This is a genomic window from Acidobacteriota bacterium, from assembly GCA_030697165.1.
Taxonomy (GTDB): Bacteria; Acidobacteriota; Vicinamibacteria; order Vicinamibacterales; family UBA2999; genus 12-FULL-67-14b.
The window spans coordinates 42,287-60,880 of record JAUYQQ010000002.1; the positions used below are offsets into that span (position 1 = coordinate 42,287).

Annotated in this window: 21 protein-coding genes; 17 read left to right on the forward strand and 4 right to left on the reverse strand. The window is 66.2% G+C overall.

Annotated elements, in window-relative coordinates; translation table 11 throughout:
* Nucleotides 1–10: 10 nt before the first annotated feature.
* From eutM to Q8T13_01600, 8 genes are read left to right on the forward strand one after another with little or no spacing between them, the layout of a single operon-like run.
* The gene (gene eutM / locus Q8T13_01565; protein MDP3716436.1) at nt 11–301 is read left to right on the forward strand and encodes an ethanolamine utilization microcompartment protein EutM; all 291 of its coding nucleotides are present in this window, start codon (nt 11–13) and stop codon (nt 299–301) included.
* Nucleotides 302–303: 2 nt separating this feature from the next.
* Nucleotides 304–573, forward strand: coding sequence for a EutN/CcmL family microcompartment protein (locus tag Q8T13_01570; GenBank protein MDP3716437.1), 270 nt, complete (start codon nt 304–306; stop codon nt 571–573).
* Between the two features lie 4 nt (nt 574–577).
* Entirely contained in the window at nt 578–907 is a 330-nt protein-coding gene (locus Q8T13_01575) for a EutN/CcmL family microcompartment protein (GenBank protein ID MDP3716438.1), read from the forward strand.
* Nucleotides 904–1,176, forward strand: coding sequence for a EutN/CcmL family microcompartment protein (locus tag Q8T13_01580; GenBank protein MDP3716439.1), 273 nt, complete (start codon nt 904–906; stop codon nt 1,174–1,176). Before Q8T13_01575 ends, Q8T13_01580 begins: the two co-directional genes overlap by 4 nt.
* Nucleotides 1,173–1,418 carry a hypothetical protein gene (locus Q8T13_01585; protein MDP3716440.1) on the forward strand — a complete coding sequence of 82 codons (246 nt, stop codon included), beginning with the start codon at nt 1,173–1,175 and terminating at the stop codon, nt 1,416–1,418. The genes Q8T13_01580 and Q8T13_01585 overlap by 4 nt, the downstream gene beginning before the upstream one ends.
* Nucleotides 1,419–1,448: 30 nt before the next feature.
* The gene (locus tag Q8T13_01590; GenBank protein MDP3716441.1) at nt 1,449–2,417 is read left to right on the forward strand and encodes a D-glycerate dehydrogenase; all 969 of its coding nucleotides are present in this window, start codon (nt 1,449–1,451) and stop codon (nt 2,415–2,417) included.
* Between the two features lie 30 nt (nt 2,418–2,447).
* Nucleotides 2,448–3,152 carry an endonuclease III gene (gene nth / locus Q8T13_01595; GenBank protein MDP3716442.1) on the forward strand — a complete coding sequence of 235 codons (705 nt, stop codon included), beginning with the start codon at nt 2,448–2,450 and terminating at the stop codon, nt 3,150–3,152.
* Nucleotides 3,153–3,157: 5 nt separating this feature from the next.
* The gene (locus Q8T13_01600) at nt 3,158–3,757 is read left to right on the forward strand and encodes a peptidylprolyl isomerase (GenBank protein MDP3716443.1); all 600 of its coding nucleotides are present in this window, start codon (nt 3,158–3,160) and stop codon (nt 3,755–3,757) included.
* On the opposite strand, the gene Q8T13_01605 is transcribed toward Q8T13_01600, so the two are convergent.
* Nucleotides 3,729–4,637, reverse strand: coding sequence for a DUF72 domain-containing protein (locus Q8T13_01605; GenBank protein MDP3716444.1), 909 nt, complete (start codon nt 4,635–4,637; stop codon nt 3,729–3,731). The genes Q8T13_01600 and Q8T13_01605 overlap by 29 nt on opposite strands.
* A 79-nt stretch (nt 4,638–4,716) precedes the next feature.
* On the opposite strand from Q8T13_01605, the gene Q8T13_01610 reads away from it, so the two are divergent.
* The 6 genes from Q8T13_01610 (at nt 4,717) to Q8T13_01635 (ending at nt 12,104) form a co-directional block, all read left to right on the forward strand.
* Nucleotides 4,717–5,217 (forward strand): transposase, encoded by a 501-nt coding sequence (locus Q8T13_01610; protein ID MDP3716445.1) that lies wholly within the window; start codon nt 4,717–4,719, stop codon nt 5,215–5,217.
* A 126-nt stretch (nt 5,218–5,343) separates the two neighbouring features.
* Nucleotides 5,344–5,985 (forward strand): radical SAM protein, encoded by a 642-nt coding sequence (locus tag Q8T13_01615; GenBank protein ID MDP3716446.1) that lies wholly within the window; start codon nt 5,344–5,346, stop codon nt 5,983–5,985.
* Nucleotides 5,978–6,706, forward strand: coding sequence for a 7-cyano-7-deazaguanine synthase QueC (gene queC / locus Q8T13_01620; protein ID MDP3716447.1), 729 nt, complete (start codon nt 5,978–5,980; stop codon nt 6,704–6,706). The genes Q8T13_01615 and queC overlap by 8 nt, the downstream gene beginning before the upstream one ends.
* Nucleotides 6,707–6,727: 21 nt before the next feature.
* On the forward strand, nt 6,728–8,554 hold the full coding sequence (locus tag Q8T13_01625) for an ATP-binding protein (protein MDP3716448.1): 1,827 nt from the start codon (nt 6,728–6,730) through the stop codon (nt 8,552–8,554).
* Nucleotides 8,551–9,738, forward strand: a complete 1,188-nt coding sequence (locus tag Q8T13_01630) for a DHHA1 domain-containing protein (GenBank protein ID MDP3716449.1) — start codon at nt 8,551–8,553, stop codon at nt 9,736–9,738. Before Q8T13_01625 ends, Q8T13_01630 begins: the two co-directional genes overlap by 4 nt.
* A gap of 65 nt (nt 9,739–9,803) precedes the next feature.
* Nucleotides 9,804–12,104, forward strand: a complete 2,301-nt coding sequence (locus Q8T13_01635) for a S9 family peptidase (GenBank protein MDP3716450.1) — start codon at nt 9,804–9,806, stop codon at nt 12,102–12,104.
* A 24-nt stretch (nt 12,105–12,128) separates the two neighbouring features.
* Here Q8T13_01635 and Q8T13_01640 read toward each other — a convergent pair whose 3' ends face one another.
* Nucleotides 12,129–12,626: a lipocalin-like domain-containing protein gene (locus Q8T13_01640; protein ID MDP3716451.1), complete on the reverse strand. Its 498-nt coding sequence runs from the start codon at nt 12,624–12,626 to the stop codon at nt 12,129–12,131.
* A 49-nt stretch (nt 12,627–12,675) separates the two neighbouring features.
* Between Q8T13_01640 and Q8T13_01645 the strand changes: the two genes are divergently transcribed.
* From Q8T13_01645 to Q8T13_01655, 3 genes are all read left to right on the forward strand, one after another.
* On the forward strand, nt 12,676–14,199 hold the full coding sequence (locus Q8T13_01645; protein ID MDP3716452.1) for an aldehyde dehydrogenase family protein: 1,524 nt from the start codon (nt 12,676–12,678) through the stop codon (nt 14,197–14,199).
* 5 nt (nt 14,200–14,204) lie between these two features.
* Nucleotides 14,205–14,624, forward strand: a complete 420-nt coding sequence (locus Q8T13_01650) for a thioesterase family protein (GenBank protein ID MDP3716453.1) — start codon at nt 14,205–14,207, stop codon at nt 14,622–14,624.
* Between the two features lie 94 nt (nt 14,625–14,718).
* Entirely contained in the window at nt 14,719–14,922 is a 204-nt protein-coding gene (locus tag Q8T13_01655; protein MDP3716454.1) for a dodecin family protein, read from the forward strand.
* Nucleotides 14,923–14,978: 56 nt separating this feature from the next.
* Here Q8T13_01655 and Q8T13_01660 read toward each other — a convergent pair whose 3' ends face one another.
* Nucleotides 14,979–17,726, reverse strand: a complete 2,748-nt coding sequence (locus tag Q8T13_01660) for a protein kinase (protein ID MDP3716455.1) — start codon at nt 17,724–17,726, stop codon at nt 14,979–14,981.
* Nucleotides 17,727–17,767: 41 nt separating this feature from the next.
* Nucleotides 17,768–18,535, reverse strand: a complete 768-nt coding sequence (locus Q8T13_01665; protein ID MDP3716456.1) for a 3-hydroxyacyl-CoA dehydrogenase — start codon at nt 18,533–18,535, stop codon at nt 17,768–17,770.
* Nucleotides 18,536–18,594: the final 59 nt, after the last annotated feature.

The following is an 18,594-nucleotide window of genomic DNA, read 5'->3' on the forward strand; positions in this document are numbered from 1 at the left end:
GAGGCAGTAAATGGGTGAAGCGCTCGGCATGATCGAAACCAAGGGCCTGGTCGCGATGATCGAAGCGGCCGACGCCATGGTGAAGGCTGCCAAGGTGACGCTGGTCGGCTGGGAGAAGATTGGCGCCGGCTACGTGACCGCGGTCGTCCGCGGCGACGTCGCGGCCGTGAAGGCTGCCACCGACGCGGGCGCGGCCGCCGCGCGCCGGGTCGGCGAGCTGGTCTCGGTGCACGTGATTCCGCGTCCGCACGCCAATCTCGAAGACGTCCTGCCCATCGGCAAAGCCAACGCGAAGAGCTAGTCATGCTCCTCGCCCGTATCGTCGGCACCGTGGTCGCGACCCGGAAGGATCCGCGCCTGGTCAGCAGCAAGCTGTTGCTGGCCCGCGCCGTGGATCCCAAGGGCAAGGCCGAGGGTAACTACCTCGTCGCCATCGACACCGTGGACGCCGGCGTGGGGGAGACGGTCCTGATTGTCAGCGGCAGTTCCGCGCGACTGGCGGCGGGCATGAAAGACGTGCCGGTGGATGCCGCGGTCGTCGGCATCGTCGACGCGGTCGACGTCGCCGAGTAACGCCATGCAGCTTGCCCGCGTAATCGGGGACGTCGTCGCCACGCGCAAGGACCCCGGCTTCGGCGGCGCCCCGCTCCTTCTCCTGCAACCGATCTCGGCCGACGGCAAGAATGTCGGGCGTCCGCTGGTGGCAGTCGACTCGGTTGGCGCCGGGGTTGGCGAGACGGTGTTTTTCGTCCGCGGCAAAGAGGCGAGCTTTCCGTTTCACCCTACCGAGATGGCCGCAGATGCCGGCATTGTCGGGATTGTCGATCGGCCACAGATCTACACTGTTGACCAGCCACAGATTGACACTGTTGCCAGCCACAGATTGACACCGATTAAACACAGATGATCATTGGGCGGGTGGTTGGCACGGTCGTCTCGAGTCACAAGCGCCCCCAGTTCGAGGGCGCCAAGCTGCTGCTGGTGCAGCCGGAAACGCCGCAGGGCGTGGCGATCGGCGCGACGTTGCTGGCCATCGACTCGGTCGGCGCCGGCGTGAGCGAGCGCGTCCTGGTCGTGCTCGAAGGCCGCGCCGCCGGCGAGGCGCTCGGCAAGAAACTCGCGCCCGTTGACGCAGCAATTATCGGGATCGTCGATCAGCTGGAGTTCGTCGAATGACAGACGACGAGATTCGTTCGCTCGTGCGAGTGGCCATCCAGAAACATCTGGGTTCGTCGTCGATAGCGCAACCCAAGGTGGAGTCCGGCTTTAGCCGGACTGATGCCGCCCCGCAGCCGCCGCTTCTCTCAATCAGCTTCAGCCGCTACGCGCTGCCGCGCGCCGCCGACGACACCATGTGCATCGTCGAGCCGGCGGTGACGTGCAACCACTGTGGCTACTGTCAATGTCACGGGCACTAAATAGGGTGCCTAAGGTGCCTAGGGTGCCTGATGTGCCTAGAGGGGTTTGTGTCTGTGCCGCCATCTGTACTTGTTACCCGACGACTTCCCTCGTCTGTCATCGGCAGGCTCGAGCAAGCTTGCGAAGTTGATCTTTATACCGGCAACACGGCGATCTCGAGGGAAGAGCTGTTGCAGCGCATCGCCGGCAAGCACGCGCTCGTCTGCCTGCTCACCGACACCATCGACGCCGGTGTGCTCGATGCCGCCGGGCCGCAGTTGAAGATTGTCGCCAACGTGGCGGTGGGCTACAACAACATTGACGTCCCCGCCTGCCGCGCTCGAGGGGTGGCGGTGACCAACACGCCCGACGTGCTGACCAATGCCTGCGCCGACTTCACGTGGGCGCTGGTCCTGGCGGTGACGCGCCGGCTGGGTGAAGGCGAGCGGGTCGTCCGGGCGGGCGCGTGGGGTGGCTGGGCGCTCGACTACATGCTGGGCATGGAACTGCGCGGCAAGCAACTGGGCCTGGTCGGCCTTGGCCGCATTGGCCGCGCGGTGGCCGAGAAGGCGCCGGCGTTCGGCATGTCGGTGGCCTATGCCGCCCGCACGCCGGCCGGTCTTCCGGGCGCCACCCACCTGCCGCTTGATCGCCTGCTGGCGACCTCCGACATTGTGTCGTTGCATTGCCCGATGACGCCCGAGACCAGGCACCTGATCGATCAGCAGGCGCTGACCAAGATGAAGCGGTCGGCGTACTTGATCAACACGTCGCGAGGTCCCGTGGTTGACGAAGGCGCGCTGGCGTGGGCGCTCAAGGAACGGCTGATCGCGGGCGCGGCCCTCGACGTTTACGAGAAAGAGCCAGAGATTCATCCGGGCCTGATGACGCTCGAGAACGTGCTGCTGATCCCGCACCTGGCGAGCGCGACGACCGAGACGCGCACGGGCATGGCCGATCTCGCGGTGTCGAATGCGATCGCGGTGCTCACCGGGCAACCGGCCCTGACGCCGGTGTAAGGACACCGGGTTCCTTTTTCTCGGATTCGGATGAAAAAGGAACCCGGTGTCTTCCACTCGGCGGTCGAGCGCGTCATGCGGACCATCGCCAAGAGGATCGATGGCATGGAGTTGCCCGCCATCGAGAAGATCTCCGGGGGCCAGAAGACCGACCCGTTCCAGATTCTGATCGCGACCCTGCTCTCGGCGCGGACCAAGGACGAGACCACGCTGGCGGCATCGACCCGGCTGTTCAAGAGGGCGCCGACGGCCGCCAGGGTCGCCGCGCTGACAGAGAAGCAGATCGAGAAGCTGATCTACCCGGTCGGCTTCTACCGGAACAAGGCCGCGTTCGTGAAAGAGGCGAGCCAGGCGCTGGTCGCGAGGTTTGGCGGCAAGGTTCCGGGCACGCTCGACGAGATGGTGACGCTACCGGGCGTGGGCCGCAAGACCGCCAACCTGGTGATGATCCTGGCCTTCGAGAGCCAGGCCAACATCTGCGTCGACATCCACGTGCACCGGATCTCGAATCGGTTGGGCTGGGTCCAGACCCGCAATCCCGAGGAGACGGAGCAGGCGCTCTACCGCGTCATCGAGCGGCGCTGGTGGCCGGTCATCAACCTCTACCTTGTCACCTGGGGCCAGAACGTTTGCCGGCCGGTGTATCCTCGGTGTGGCGATTGCGCCATCATCGCTGACTGCCGGCGCGTCGGTGTCGGGCGCGTGGGCACATCCAAGAATCTCGTGAAGGAGTGATCGCAATGACCGTTCGGATCCTGACGTTCGTTCTCGTAAGTGTGTTGGCAGGCGGCGTGGCGTCGGCGCAGACGGCGCCGGCCAAGCCCGCTGCCAAGGCCCCGGCGGCCGCGGCCAAGCCGGGACAGACCTCGCCAGGCGCCGGTCCGGTGGTGGTCGTCGAAACCGAGAAGGGCACGTTCGAGTTCGAGACCTATCCGAATGAGGCGCCCAAGACCGTGGCGCACATTCTCGGCCTGATCAACAAGCGCTTCTACAACGGTCAGCGCGTGCATCGCGTGGTGCCGGGCTTCGTGATCCAGATGGGCGATCCGCAGACGCGCGACATGACCAAGCAGGCCGCGTGGGGCAACGGCGGCAGCGGCACGACGGTCGGCGTGGCGGAAATCTCGAAGACCCGCACTCACGTGCGCGGCGCGGTGGCGATGGCCCACGCCGGTGATGCGGCCAAGGCCGACAGCCAGTTCTACGTGACGCTGGCCGATCAACACCGGCTGAATGCCGACTACACCGTGTTCGGCAAGGTCATCTCCGGCATGGACGTGGTGTCGAAGATTGCCGTGACCGATCGCATTGTCAGAGTAACCGTGCGCGGGGCAAAGTAGCGACGCCTGCGAGATCGGGAAACCGCTCGACGAGCTCGGCCGGCATCGGCGCCGTCACGGGCTCGTCCAGCATCTTCTTGAGCGTCGTGGCATTGGCCACAGCCTGCGCCGAGAAGTGGTTGTTCAGCAGCAGGTACGCCTTCTTCGCGGCCTGGCCTGCCAGCTTCACCCGGGCGGCAATCGGTTCCAGTTCTTTCGCCGAGTAGTAGTAGTTGTAGCGATCTTCAGCCTGCTCGTGGTCCCACCACTTCCCGGCGTTGCGGCCGTGGAGACGCAGGTAAAAGACGTCGCCCTCATCCACCGACAAGTCCTGGCGGATCGACGAGTTGAACTTCGGTTCGTCGATCTGCACCCACGCGGCGTGGCCGGCGCCGAGCACCGCGCGCGTCTCGGCCGCTGCATTGCTCCACGACGCATGGCGCAGTTCGACTGCGATCGAGTAGTTCGCGAACGCGCGGAGCAGCCAGTCGAGGTACGCGACCGCCTCCGGCGTGTGGTGAAAGCTGGACGGAAACTGCGCCAGGATCGGTCCCAGTTTGCCGGCCGCGGCGAGCGGATCGATGCCGCCCTTGAAGGCATCGACATCGGTGGCCGAGATCGGCGTCAGGTCGCTCGTCATGCCCGGGTGCGTGAACTTCTGGTAGAGCTTCACGGTGAACTCGAAGCCGGCCGGCGTCCGCCGCGCCCAGCCGAGCGAGACGCTCGCCCGCGGTTGCCCGTAGAACGTGCTGTTGACCTCGACCACATTGAAGCGCTCGGCATAGAACACCAGTTCGTCGAAGCCTCGCTGGCGATCTTCCGGGAAGGGATAGAAGATCCCGTTCCACGTCCCGTGCCCCGCAGGGTAGTTCCAGCCTGATGTCCCGATCCGTAAAGTCATGGGTTCACTAAGTGGAGCGGTGGAGGCAACCCCTTCTTTGGGGTTGCCTCGTGGCCAGTCGCTTGCAGTCATCACCAGCATGCCGAATCGTCCTGGCCGCTTCACTGAGTTCGATTACATCGGACTCCATACGTATTTCCTGACGATTTGCACCGACCACCGTCAACCCGCCTTCGCGGATCTGGAACTCGGCGCCTGGGCGGCCACGCAGTTACTGCGTCACGCAAGCGCCAGGGCGTTCTCTGTAATTGCGTACTCGCTCATGCCCGATCACGTTCACTTGGTGCTGCAGGGGCAGAGCGATGCCGCTGATCTCAAGAGCCTCATTCTAAGTTGGAACACGCGGACGGCCTATGCATGGCGGGTGGCCAAGGGCACTCGGCTGTGGCAGAGCGGCTATTACGATCACGTCCTGCGAGAAGGCGAGAGCGTACTCGGCGTGGCCCGATATGTCTTAATGAATCCGGTAAGAGCTGGTCTCGTCCATGATGCGACTGACTACCCACTCAGTGGGTCGAGCGCGTACAGCATTCAGGACATTCTGGCTGCGGCGCAGGATTGGAAGCCCTTGTGGCAATAGGCAACCCCAGGAAGGGGTTGCCTCCACCTAAACGGTGCACGAGTCGAGGGGCAACCCCAAAGAAGGGGTTGCCCCCACCCGCGAGAGGCTAAAATAGAAAGTTCCGGGCTCGTCCCGGATGGCTCCATGCTGACGATCAACGAGATATTCCACTCCATCCAGGGCGAGTCGACCCATGCCGGCCGGCCGTGCGTGTTCGTGCGCCTGACGGCGTGCGACCTGCGCTGCCGCTGGTGCGACACCCCCTACGCCTTTCACGAGGGCCGCAAGATGAGCGTGGACGAGGTGGTCGCCGACGTCGAGGCGCGCGGCTGCCCGGTCGTGGAAGTGACCGGCGGCGAGCCGTTGCTGCAGCCAGACGTCTACCCGTTGATGCAGCGCCTGCTCGAGGCCGGCAAGACGGTGCTGGTCGAAACCGGCGGCCATCGCAGCATTGCCCAGGTGCCCGACGGAGTCGTCCGGATCATGGACGTGAAATGCCCCGGGTCGGGCGAGGCAGCGAGGAACGACTGGTCGAACCTGGCACTGCTCAAGCCCTCCGACGAGGTGAAGTTCGTGATTGCCGACCGCGCCGATTACGAGTTCGCGCGCGAGATCGTGCACCGGGAAAAGCTGACCGAGCGGGTCGCCGCCGTCCTGTTCTCGCCGGTGCACGCCGAGTTGGCCGGCAAGCAGCTGGCCGAGTGGGTGATTGCCGACCGTCTCGAGGTCCGAGTCCAGTTGCAGATGCACAAGTACATCTGGAGCCCCGAGACCCGCGGTGTCTGACCAGAACCTGTCGGGAACCGGGAGTCGGGAGTCGGGAGTCAGACGAGCCGTTGTCCTGCTGAGCGGCGGGCTCGACTCCTATACAGCCGCGGCCGTCGCGAAGCGTGATGGCTTCGCCCTGAATGCGCTCAGCATCAACTACGGCCAGCGGCACGTCCAGGAACTGGCGGCGGCGCGGGCCGTGGCCGCGTCGCTCGGCGTTGAGCGTCACCTGGAACTCGCCCTCGACTTGTCGCCCATCGGTGGCTCGTCGCTGACCTCCTCGGCGATCGACGTGCCCAAGGATCAGCCGATCGATCCCCACGTCATCCCGAACACCTACGTGCCCGCGCGCAACACGATCTTCCTGTCCATGGCGCTTGGCTGGGCCGAGGTCCTCGGCGCCGCCGACATCGTGATCGGCGTCAACGCCCTTGATTACTCCGGCTATCCCGACTGCCGGCCCGAGTTCATCCAGGCCTTCGAACACCTGGCCCGGCTCGCGACCAGGGCCGGGGTCGAGGGCGGCGGCCTCACCATTCACACGCCGCTCATCAGCCTCTCGAAGGCCGAGATCATCCGGCTGGGATTGTCGCTCGGCCTCGACTATGGCCTGACCCACAGCTGTTACGACCCGCTCTCGTCGGGTGGCCCCTGCGGGCACTGCGACAGCTGCCGGCTCCGCGCCGCCGGCTTTGCAGAAGCCTGTGCAGTCGATCCGCTTTTGGACGCCGCGCGCTGATACCATGCGCCGGTAACCATCGTGGCCCAGCCGCTCCGACGCCAGATCTTCACCGTCATCTTCCTTCTCACCGTGGTGGTTTACTCCGCCATTGCCTATGGCGCGTACCTCACCTACGGCGAACACGTCCGGCAACTGGCGGCCGAGACCTCGACCATGGCGGCGACGGTGGTGGTCTACGTGAACCGGAACCTCGAGGCGGCCGATGCGGTGGCGGTGACCGCCTCACGCCACCCGAGCATGCGCGCGCTCGATCCGCGCGCCACTTCGGACGTGCTGCTGCCGCTGGTTGGCGTGCGCGACCAGGTGCTCAACAACGCGCTGATGGCCGACACCCAGGGACAGGTGCTGGCCTGGGCGCGGCCGCCGGACGCGCAGGTCGAGGGCTCGATCGATCCGGCGTGGCTCAAGTCGGTGGCCGAGACCGGCCAGACCCAGGTCAGCCCTATGCTGGGCGGGCCCGGAGATTCGGCCCATGCGATCGTGCTCGCCTACCCGATCACGTCGCTCGACAACCAGTTGGTCGGCGTCATTGGCCTGTCGGTGCACCTCGAGGCGCTCGAGCAGGTCCTGAAATCCATTCCCCTGCCGGAGGGATCGGTGGTCACGCTGACCGACCAGAACAGCGTGGTCGTGGCGCGCAGTCTCGACTCGGCGACCTACGTCGGGCGCCCGATCGAGGCCCGCGGCGAGGCCCGTGAGCCGGGGGATGTGCCGACGACGGTGATTCGCACGGGCCTTGATGGTGTCGATCGCGTGTTCGGCAATGCCGTCGTCGAGCGCGGGCCGTGGCTGGCCAGCGTCGGCATTCCCACCAGCCTGGCCCGGGCGCGGACGGCGCCGATCTATTGGCGCAACTTCGCCATCTCCATTGTCTCGACGATCATCATCTTTGGGGTGGCCTTCGCTTTCGGCCGTCGCTGGCTCAAGGCCTTCGACCATCTTGACGAGACGGCCAGGCGTGTCAGCCGCGGCGACCTGTCGCCCTTGGCGCCGAAGCCGATGCCCACCGCCGAGATGGAGCACCTGCAACAGACGGTGGGCAGCATGATCACCAACCTGCAAACTGCGCGCGAGTCGATCGCGGCCCAGGTCGACGACGAGCGCCGGATGCGCGAAGAGGTGCAGTCGTTGCAGCAGCAGGTGATCCGGCAGGAACGCCTCGCCGCCATCGGTGTGCTGGTGTCGGGTGTCGCCCACGAACTGAACAATCCACTCCAGGCCATTCTCGGCTTCTCCGAGCTGCTGCAGATGCAGAAAGACATGCCGGAGGCGGCGCGCGCCGACCTCACGCTGATTCAGAAGGAGAGCACCCGGGCCAGTGCCATCATCCGCAACCTGTCTCGGTTTGGCCGGCAGATGTCCGAGCCGACTCCGGTGAGGCTGCGCGACGTGGTCGCGTCGGTGATGGAACTGCGGCATCGCAAGCTCGCCGAGCTCAACATCCGCATCGAGGTTGACGAGAAGTCGGCTGCGTTGGTGATGGCGATCTTCACCGAGTTGCAGCAGGTGCTGCTCAACTTCGCGATCAACGCCGAGCAGGCGGTTGTCCACGGCGGCACAGGCCAGCGGCAGGTCGTGATTCGCACGGGCGATCGCGACGGCTGGGCCTGGATCGAGGTCGAAGACTCGGGCCCGGGTGTGCCGGCGGCAGACGAGGCCAAGCTCTTCCAGCCGTTCTACACCACCAAGCCGGTAGGCGAAGGCACGGGCCTCGGCTTGTCGGTCAGCTACGACATCATCCGTTCCCACGGCGGTCGCATCGGCTACCGACGCGCCGCGGCCGGCGGCGCCGTGTTCTTCTTCGAGCTGCCGATTGTCCCGGCGGACGAGGCCACTGCGACATGACGAACCGGCTTTACTACACCGAGCCGTACTGCGCCGAGTTCGACGCCACGGTGGTCGCCGTCGATACCATCGACGGACGGGCGCACGTGACACTCGATCAGACGGCGTTCTATCCCACCTCCGGCGGCCAGCCGTTCGACACCGGCACCCTTGGTGGCGCTGCGGTCAGCGATGTCATCGATCGCGAAGACGGCACCATCGCCCATGTGACCTCCGCGGCGTTGGCGGTGGGCGAAGTGGTGCAGGGCGCCATCGATTGGCACAGGCGTTTCGATCACATGCAGCAGCACACCGGCCAGCACGTGCTGTCGGCGGCATTCGATCGCCTGTTCGGCGTGCGCACCGAGAGCTTCCACATGGGCACCACCGCGGCGACGATCGACCTGGCCCGTGAGGTCACCGCAGTCGAAGTCGCGGAGGCCGAGGACCAGGCCAACCGTATTGTCTGGGAGGACCGGCCGGTCGCGATCCGCTTTGCCACGCCCGAGGAGGCGGCGGCACTGCCACTGCGAAAGGAGTCGATTCGCACTGGCCCGCTGCGGCTGATCGACGTCGAAGGCTTCGATCTGTCGGCGTGCGGCGGCACCCATGTGGCCCGCACCGGCGGCATTGGCGTGATTGCCGTCGGCGGTTGGGAGAAGTTCCGCGGCGGCTCGCGCGTGGAGTTCCTGTGCGGCGGCCGCGCGCTCAACCGCTTCCGGCTGTGGCGCGCTTCGCTGGCGGCCACGCAGAAGTTCCTCTCGGTGGCTCCAGAGGAGATGGCTGCTGCCGTCGAGCGGATGCAGGGCGAGAGCAAAGCCCAGCAGCGAGCGCTGCGCGGCTTCCAGGAGAAGCTGGCGGTTCACGAAGCCGAGGCGCTGCTCGAGAAGGCGGCGCCCGTGGGCAGTCGACTGGTGCTGATCGAGACCCTCGAAGGCTGGGACGCGCACGGCCTGAAGGCGATCGCGGTGGCGGCGGCCGCGGCACGGCCGAATGCGGTGGTGGTGCTGTTCTCGGCGACAACCCCGTCGCTGGTCGTCATCGCGCGCGGCAGCGCCGCGAACGCCGACGCCGGCGCCCTGCTCAAGGCCCTGGTCGCGCAATTTGGCGGCAAAGGTGGCGGCAAGCCTGACCTGGCACAAGGCGGCGGACTGACGGGATCGGCCGTCGAGCTGGTGGCCGCGGCGCGCCGGCTGCTGGACTGAGGCCGACGGTATAATCGCGGCGCACTCTATTCGAAACGGGTGCCGCACCAATCCGGAGGTTTGTCATGCACGTGTCGCTTCCGATCGCGCGCCGCGCGGTCGCCGTTGTCGTCCTGATCCTCGTGTCGTCGTGGGGGAGCCTGGCAGGCCCGTCGGTGCACGGCCAACAGGCCGCGTCGCGGCCGATGACGTTCCTGGACATGCAGCACCTGCGCCAGGTCGGCGCCTTGACCCCGAGCCCGGACGGGCAATGGCTGCTCTACACGCTGTCGACGCCCGACTGGAAGGAGGCGAAACGGCAGACCGACCTTTACCTGGTCTCGACGAAGCAGGGACTGCCGTCGACTAAGCAACTGACCTTCACCAAGGACAAGAACGAGACGCGGCCGGCGTGGTCGCGCGACGGCCGGTTCTTCCTGTTCCTGTCGGACAGAGAGGCGCCCGAGAGTGCCGCCTCGCGCAACCAGCTGTACCTGATGCGGCCCGACGGCGGCGAATCCCGGCGCCTTTCCGACGCGAAGGAAGGCGTCTCTGATTTCGCGCTCAGCCGCGACGGCCGCTGGCTGGTGTATCGCACCGGAAAGTCCGGCGAGGAACAGCTCTATCGGCTGCCAATCGCCGAGGTCGAAACGGCAGCGGCCGAACCGATCACCAAGCACCCGACCGGCATCAGCAGCTGGCAGTGGGCGCCCGATGGCGGGCGGATCTATTTCGTGACGCCGGACCGGATTGATCCGGACGAGAAGAAGCGGCGCGACCTGAAGTTCACGGTCAACATCCGCAATCCCGAAACGCCGGTGTCGAGCCTGTGGGCCCTCGAGCTCGGCCCGAACACCACCAAGCAGCTGACGGAAGGCGGCGCCTATTCCGCCGACGATGTCACGATCTCGGCGGATGGGAAGTGGGTGGGTTTCCGCGGACTGTCTCCGGATCGCTACAAGCGCGGCATCACGTCCGAGAACATCTACGCGGACTTGTACCTGCTCGAGGCGGCGACCGGTCACATCGAGCGTCTCACCCAGAATGCCGAGATCGGCGAGAGCCCCCTCAGCTTCTCGCCCGACAGCCAGTCAGTGGCGTTCTCTGGTCCGGACGACCTGCAGACCTACGGCATGAGCAACGGCCGGGTCTACGTCCGCGCCGTCGCGGAGCGCGGCAAGCCGTTCCGCAAGCTCGGCGAGACGTTCGATGGCGACGTGTCGGTCGGCTTCTGGGCGCAGGACGGCAGCACGATCTACTTCAACGAAGGGATCCGCGCCACCAACCAGATCGTCGCGCTCGACGTGCGGCGCAACACCGTGCGGCCGCTGACCGAAGAGAAGGCCAGTGTCGGAATCGAGCAGGATCCCGACTCCGGCGTGCTGCTCATCAACTATGCCGATGGCACGACCCCGCCGACCGTCTTCACGGTGGATGCGGTGGCCGACGCCAGCACGCGCTCGACCTGGCGGCAGCTCACCGACCCGAACCCCCAGGTTCGCGGTTTCGCGCTCGGCCAGCAGGAAGAGATCACCTGGAAGTCGAAGGACGGCACCATGGTGGGTGGCGTGCTCGTGAAGCCGGTGGGCTACCGGGCCGGTCAGCGCTATCCGCTGATCGTCGCCATTCACGGCGGCCCGGCCTCGGCCGACATCCTGTCGTTCAACGGCGGCTACGGCTCGCAGGTCTACTCCGGCGCCGGCTACGTGGTGCTGCGGCCGAATTATCGCGGGTCCACCAACTACGGCATCAAGCTGAAGACCGGTATTGTCGGCAACTACATGGCGCCCGGCTACGACGACATCATGGCGGGCGTGGATCACCTGATCGCGCAGGGCATTGCCGACCCCGGGCGCATGGGCGCGCTCGGCTGGAGCGCCGGCGGCCACTGGTCCAACTGGATCCTGACCCACACCGATCGCTTCAAGGCGATCAGCACCGGCGCCGGGACCATGAACTGGATCTCGATGTACGCGCAGAGCGACGTGCAGCGCAACCGCCAGTACTACCTGGGCGACAAGCTGCCCTATGACGACTTCGACGCGTACTGGAACCAGTCGCCGCTCAAGTACATCAAGAACGCGAAGACGCCGACGATGATTCACGTGGTCGAGGGCGATCCGCGGGTGCCGAGTCCGCAGTCGGTTGAGCTGCACATGGCGCTGAAGCAGCTTGGCGTGACCACTGAGCTCTACATGTATCCCGGTGACACCCACGGCATTCCCGACCCGCGCAACCAGCTGGTGAAGTCGGTCAGCGAGATGGCGTGGATGGACCACTACGTGCGGGGGATGGGCCAGAAGTTCTCGTGGCGCGACGTGCTGAAGACGCTCGAAGACGAAGCGGCGCGCCCGAAGGTGTCGAGCGAGGCCGGCGGGCTGCGCTGACTTCGGCGGACGCGGCGTCGCCGGCTAGCGCAGCCGCTCCCAGGTGAGCGTGCCGGTGACGCGTCCCGCGGCGTTCTTGACCGACAGCATCAGGCGATTACCGTCGGCGGAAAACGCGTAATAGCGCACCAGCGTGGTGTCGGGCCAGTTCGGGTTGGTCGAGCCCTCGACATGGTGCGTGACCGAGCGCTGCGACTCGTCCAGGGTATAGCGCCCGAAGTACGCCACGTAGCCCGAGTAGGCGGCGGCGCGCTCGGCCTCGGTTGAGGGCGTGCTGAGCGGCTTTCTCGCCGCGTGCGTCAGCTGCGCCGACATGTTGCCGTGGGCGTCGTACAGGATGCGGCCGCCGACGAAGGGACTGGGCCGCGCCGCGCCCTTTTCGTCGAAGTTGTCGAACCCCACCAGGCGCCAGTGGCCGGTAAACTGCGTTGCGACCCCGCCGGGCTGCTCCGCGGAGACGGCGCCGGCACCGGCCACCAGGCACACGGCGAGTAACACACGATTCAGCAGGTGGATTCTCATGGCCGGTGACACTATCACGCCGCCGCTGCCCGTCTGGTATCGTTCTTAGATGCAATCCCTGCTCAAGCAACTCCAGATCGAGCCCCTCAACCCGGGGGCCTGCACCGGTCCAGACGGCTGGCTCCCCGAGCCCGACGGCCACAAACTGACCTCGTTCAACCCCGCGACCGGCGACGCCATTGCCGCGGTCATGCTGTGCAGCACCGGCGCGTACGACCGCGTCGCCGCCGCCGCCACCGAGGCGTTCCGCGCCTGGCGCGAAGTGCCGGCGCCCAAGCGGGGCGAGGTGGTGCGCGACCTCGGCGAGGCGTTGCGCGAGCTGAAGGAACCGCTGGGCGACCTCGTCTCGCTCGAGATGGGAAAGATCCGCGCCGAAGGCCACGGCGAAGTACAGGAGATGATCGACATCTGCGAGTTCGCGACCGGCCTGTCGCGCCAGCTCTATGGGCTGACCATCGCGTCGGAGCGGCCGGGTCACCGCATGATGGAGCAGTGGCACCCGCTCGGACCGGTCGGCGTGATCTCGGCCTTCAACTTTCCCGTGGCGGTGTGGTCGTGGAACGCGGCGATTGCCGCTGTCTGCGGCGACACCGTGATCTGGAAGCCGGCCGAGCCGGCGCCGCTGACGGCCGTGGCGGTGCAGCACATCGCCAATCGCGTGATGGGCGATCACGGTCTCGCGGGCATCTTCACGCTGGCCGCCGGTTCAGGCCGCACGGTCGGCGAGGCCATGCTGAATGACCCGCGCCTGCCGCTGGTGTCGTTTACCGGCTCCACCGCGATCGGTCGTCACGTCGCGGCAACAGTGGCCGGCCGCTTTGGCCGCACCATTCTCGAACTGGGCGGCAACAACGCGATCATCGTCGCGGAAGACGCCAACCTCGACATGGCCGTGCGCGCGATACTGTTCGGCGCGGTCGGCACCGCCGGCCAGCGCTGCACGTCCACGCGGCGCATCATCGCGCACAAGGCGATCCTGCCCGCGTTGACCGAACGCCTGCTGAAGGCCTACGCGCAGGTTCGCATCGGCGACCCGCTCGAGGCCGGCACGTTGATGGGGCCGCTGGTCACGGCGAAAGCGGTCACCGACATGGAGACGGCGATCGCCCAGGCGCTGGCGGAGGGCGGCACGCTGGTGTGCGGCGGCAGCCGGCGCCCCGACATTGGGCCGCAATTCGTGGAGCCCGCCATCATCCGCATGCCCGGGCAATCCGCCATCGTCCAGCAGGAGACGTTTGCGCCGATCTTGTACCTGCTCGAGTACGAGCGTTTCGAGGACGCGTTGGCGCTGCACAACGGCGTGCCCCAGGGCCTGTCGAGCGCCGTCTTTACCGAGAGCATGCGCCGGGCCGAGGAGTTTCTGTCACCACGCGGCTCTGACTGTGGCATTGCCAACGTCAACATCGGCACTTCGGGCGCGGAGATTGGCGGCGCGTTCGGTGGTGAGAAAGAAACCGGTGGCGGCCGCGAGTCGGGTTCCGACGCGTGGAAAGCCTACATGCGCCGGCAGACCAACACCGTGAACTGGTCCACGGCGCTGCCGCTGGCCCAGGGCATTACGTTCGGGGACTGAGGCCAATGACCTGGCACGAACTCCAGCGCAGCGTCGTGATGCCGGCGCAGTGCGACGTCTACGGCCACATGAACGTCAGACACTACGCGGCATGTTTCGACGATGCCGGCTGGCACATGCTGGCGAGGGCCGGCGTGTCGCTGGCAGACTTGCACGCGCGCGGGCTGGGCAGCGTCGTGGCCACGCTGACGATCGACTTCCACCACGAGTTGCGGGCGGGGCAGCTGATCCTCGTCACCGGCGCGTTCACCAGGGTCGGCAGCAAGAGCTTCAACTACGAGATGCGGCTTTACGAGAGCGATTCGATGACGCACTGCGCCACGCAGAAGACCGTGGAAGTGTGTTTCGACACGACGGCACGCCGGTCGGCAGCGTTGCCGGACGACGTCCAGTCGAAGCTCTCGTCGCAGATTCCGCCCCACTGATGACCTTGCTTGTTCGGCGGTAGCGGCCTACTCTCGTACTTGGTCGCCAACGGCGACGCCGGTATCAACCATCGCCAGTCAGCAGGGAGGCTCCATGTCAGTTGCCAAGGTATCCGAGCTCAGCTCCACCTCAACGAAGAGCTTCGAAGACGCGATCCAGCAAGGATTAACCCGGGCCTCGAAAACGCTGCGCAATATCCGCGGGGCGTGGATCAAGGAGCAGCACGTGCGCTGCGACAACGGCCGGATTACCGAGTATCAGGTGAACATGATGGTCACCTTCGTACTCGACGAGTAGGGACGCGCCGCGGTGCGCCGGGCGTCACCCGATGGCACCTTTCGGGAGCCAAAGGCTTATCGCAATGGTATTGAAGCCAACCCATCCATCAGCCACAGGTTGGCGGTGCGCCTGGCCACGCTGTAGGTGATGCTCCGGCCGTCGGGTGTCAACGACAGACGCAGGGTTGGCAAGTGAGGGTTGGCGGGCAGGTGCTCACGCGCGAGCGAGCCGATCGTTGTTTCGATTCCGGTCGTGACACCGATCGAGAACAGGTCGATCCGGTCGCGGCTCGACGCGCCCGGGCGGATTCCGTAGATCGTTTGCCCGTCGGCGGAGAAGGCATAGGCCACGGCTCTGGACGTCGAGAGCCGGCGCGTTGTCGAACCGTCCGGAGAAATCAGCGTGGCGCCGCCGTCGTCGTACAGCACCCACTCCCCGGAAGGAGACCAGAGTGGCACCCAGGTCCCAAGGGGCCTAACGTCTGCCTTCAAGACTTCGGGTTCTGACTGCCCGGCGGTTCTCAGCTTCTTCAGCAGCAGCGAGCCCTCGACGTTCGAACTGTAGACGAACCAGTTCCCGTCAGGTGACCACGAGCCGCCGAAGTCTACCGTGGTCGGGTCCTTAACTAAGCCGAGCGGCGGGCCGCCCGCCACCGCCGAGATCCACAGGTAGTCGCCTCCCCCACGAGCCGACCGCCGGTAGATGACGCGGGTGCCATCAGGAGACAGCACGGGAGCACGGAATCCCCGCGTGGTGTCCGGAGGGAAGTCGCGGGGCGTCACCAACGGACGGTCCGCTTGGCCTGGCGTCCGAAGCCAGATCTCCTGCGCGCCATTGCGACTCGTTATGTAGACCAGCGTCGATGCTCGCGCCGCCCATGCCGGCATCGACTCCGCCCGCTGGGTCGCCATGACGGATGTGACCACGGCCGTGGCCAGATCCACTGAGATGATGTCGAAGTCGGTTTCGGATTCCAGGAACGCCAGCTTGCTGCCGTCCGGTGAGACAACGGGCGACACCTGGGGCCTGGTGCCGCTGGAGAATTTCTTCAACGTCCCTGACACCGTGTCCGCCAGGTAGAGCTGTGGCGGTGCCTCGGTTGGTGAGCCCGACAATACGATGTGGCGGTTGTCCGGCATCCACGAAAACTTTGGCGTGGTGCTGAAGCGCGACAAGCCCTGGAGGATTCGCCGCGGTGGGTTGGCCTCACTCGGCGGGTACGGCATCAGCCACGCTACTTCGCCCTCGCCGGCGTTTTGCATGAGGAGGATCTGCCGGCCGTCCGGTGAAAACTGCACAGTCGGCGTATTGCCGATCAGGCGAGAAGCAAATGGGGCCGGCGTATAGGGCCTCCGCGGCGAGCCCGGCGGGGACTCAATCCAGAGGCCAGCGACTTGGTCGACGGTGCCGGGAAGCGCGCCCGCCGAGGAAACGAGGAGTCTGGCCTCAACCGAACCATCGCGTGCAACCGCAGGTGCCTCGCTCAGCAACGTCAGCGCCTGGTCACCGGACGAGCCGCCTGCCCAGGGCTCGGGATCACCGCCCACCGGTGAGACCGACCAGAGTAGCCCTGTCGCCGTCCCTAACTGAAAGACGATTTGGCTGGTCGTAGTCCATTGGACGATCCCGGTCACCCCCTCGGCTAGTTGGGTGAGCCGGGTCGCCACCGGTGAGTCCAAGTAGCGCACGTACACCTGATACGGGTCCGTGTCCAACTGGCGCGCGGCGAACGCCACAGCCTTCCCGTCAGGCGACCACACCGCAGCGGTCTGGCCGCCTTGCTCGAACGACAACGGCGTCAGAGTCAAGTCAGGGCTGGCCGGCACGTCGGTTCGCCACGGTGCCCACACGGCGATGGCGAGTGCAACACTCAAGGCGGCTGCCGCCCAAGCCAACCCCCGCGAGAAGGCCCTTCGTGGGGGAGGTGTCGCCGACGTGCTGCCACCTTCGCCGATGGGCGAACCCGCTAACACCTCCTCGATCTCCATCCGCGCAGCGCCCGCCGAATCGAGTCGCCGCTTGCGGTCTTTTTCGAGACAACGGCGCAGCAGCTTGCGGATCGTCGGCGGAGTATCTACGGGCAGCAGTGACCAGTCAGGCTCTTTGCTGACCACCGCAACGATCGTGTCAGTGGCATCCTCGCCCGTGAATGCCCGCCGCCCGGATAGCATTTCGTAGAGCACAGCACCAAACGCCCACACGTCGGCCCGCCGATCAACCGGCTTGCCCTTCGCCTGCTCGGGCGCCATGTATGCCGCGGTACCCAGAATCATCCCGTGCATGGTCATGGCGGGAGTCGTGATGCTGTCGCCGCCCGGGCGCTGGTCGATCGCCAACCCCTGCTCCGCGGCTTTGGCGAGCCCGAAATCGAGAACCTTCACGGATCCATCTGGCCGCACCTTGATGTTGGCCGGCTTGAGATCGCGATGGATGATGCCCTGTTCGTGCGCGGCCTCCAGCGCCTCCGCGATCTGCCTCGCGATTGGCATCGCGTCATCGATCGGAATCGCACCGCGCCCGATGCGCTCCGACAAGTCTTCTCCGTCGATGAACTCCATGACCAGCGCCGTAACGCTGGCGGTCTTCTCGAGTCCGTAAATCGCCGCGATGTGAGGGTGGTTAAGGGCCGCGAGCACTTCGGCTTCACGCTGGAAGCGCGCCAGCCGGTCATGCTCGCCGGCCACCGAGGCGGGCAGTACCTTGATCGCTACCGGACGCTTCAAGTTGGTGTCGGTCGCTCGATACACTTCACCCATTCCGCCGGCGCCGATCGCCGCGGTGACCTCATACGGGCCGAGGCGCGTGCCAGGGACGAGGGTCAATTGGTGGCGCAATTATACGGCGCGGTTGCGCGCCGTGTGCGCTATTTCGGCGCCATCCGCAACGAGCCATCCAGGCGAATCACTTCACCGTTCAGCATCTCGTTCTCGATGATGTGGCGCACCAGTGCGCCGTACTCGGCGGGTCGACCCAGGCGCGAGGGGAACGGCACCTGCTGGCCGAGTGAGACGCGCGCGGCTTCCGGCAGCGACGCCAGCAGTGGCGTGTCAAAAATGCCGGGTGCGATGGTGACAACGCGAATGCCCAACTGCGCGAACTCGCGGGCGATCGGCAGCGTCATGCTGACGATGGCGCCCTTCGACGCGGCATAGGCCGGCTGGCCGATCTGGCCGTCGTAGGCGGCAATCGACGCGGTGTTGACGATCACGCCGCGTTCGCCGTTCTCGGCGGGGGTGTTCTGCGAGATCACCGCAGCGGCCAGGCGGATCACGTTGAACGTGCCGACCGCGTTGACGCGCAGCGTCCTCTCGAACAGGTCGAGCGCGTGCGGGCCGTTGCGGCCCAGCACCTTGGCCGCCGGGCCAATGCCGGCCGCGTTGACCACGCCGTGGAGCCCGCCGAAGGCCGAGACCGCGAGCTCAACCACCGCCTTGACCTGCTCTTCGCTGGTCACGTCGGCCGGCGCGAAACGGGCCTTGGCGCCCAGCGCCTGTTCGGCGGCCGCGCCGGTTTCGGCGTTCACATCAAGAAGGACGGCGTTGCCGCCGCCGGCGAGAATCGCCTCGGCGGACGCGCGGCCCAGGCCCGAGGCCCCGCCGGTAACAATGAAGGTCTTTCCAGAAAGATTCATGAATGCTCCTCTGACACAGGCAACCCCAAAGAAGGGGTTGCCTCCACAAGCCTAGCGTA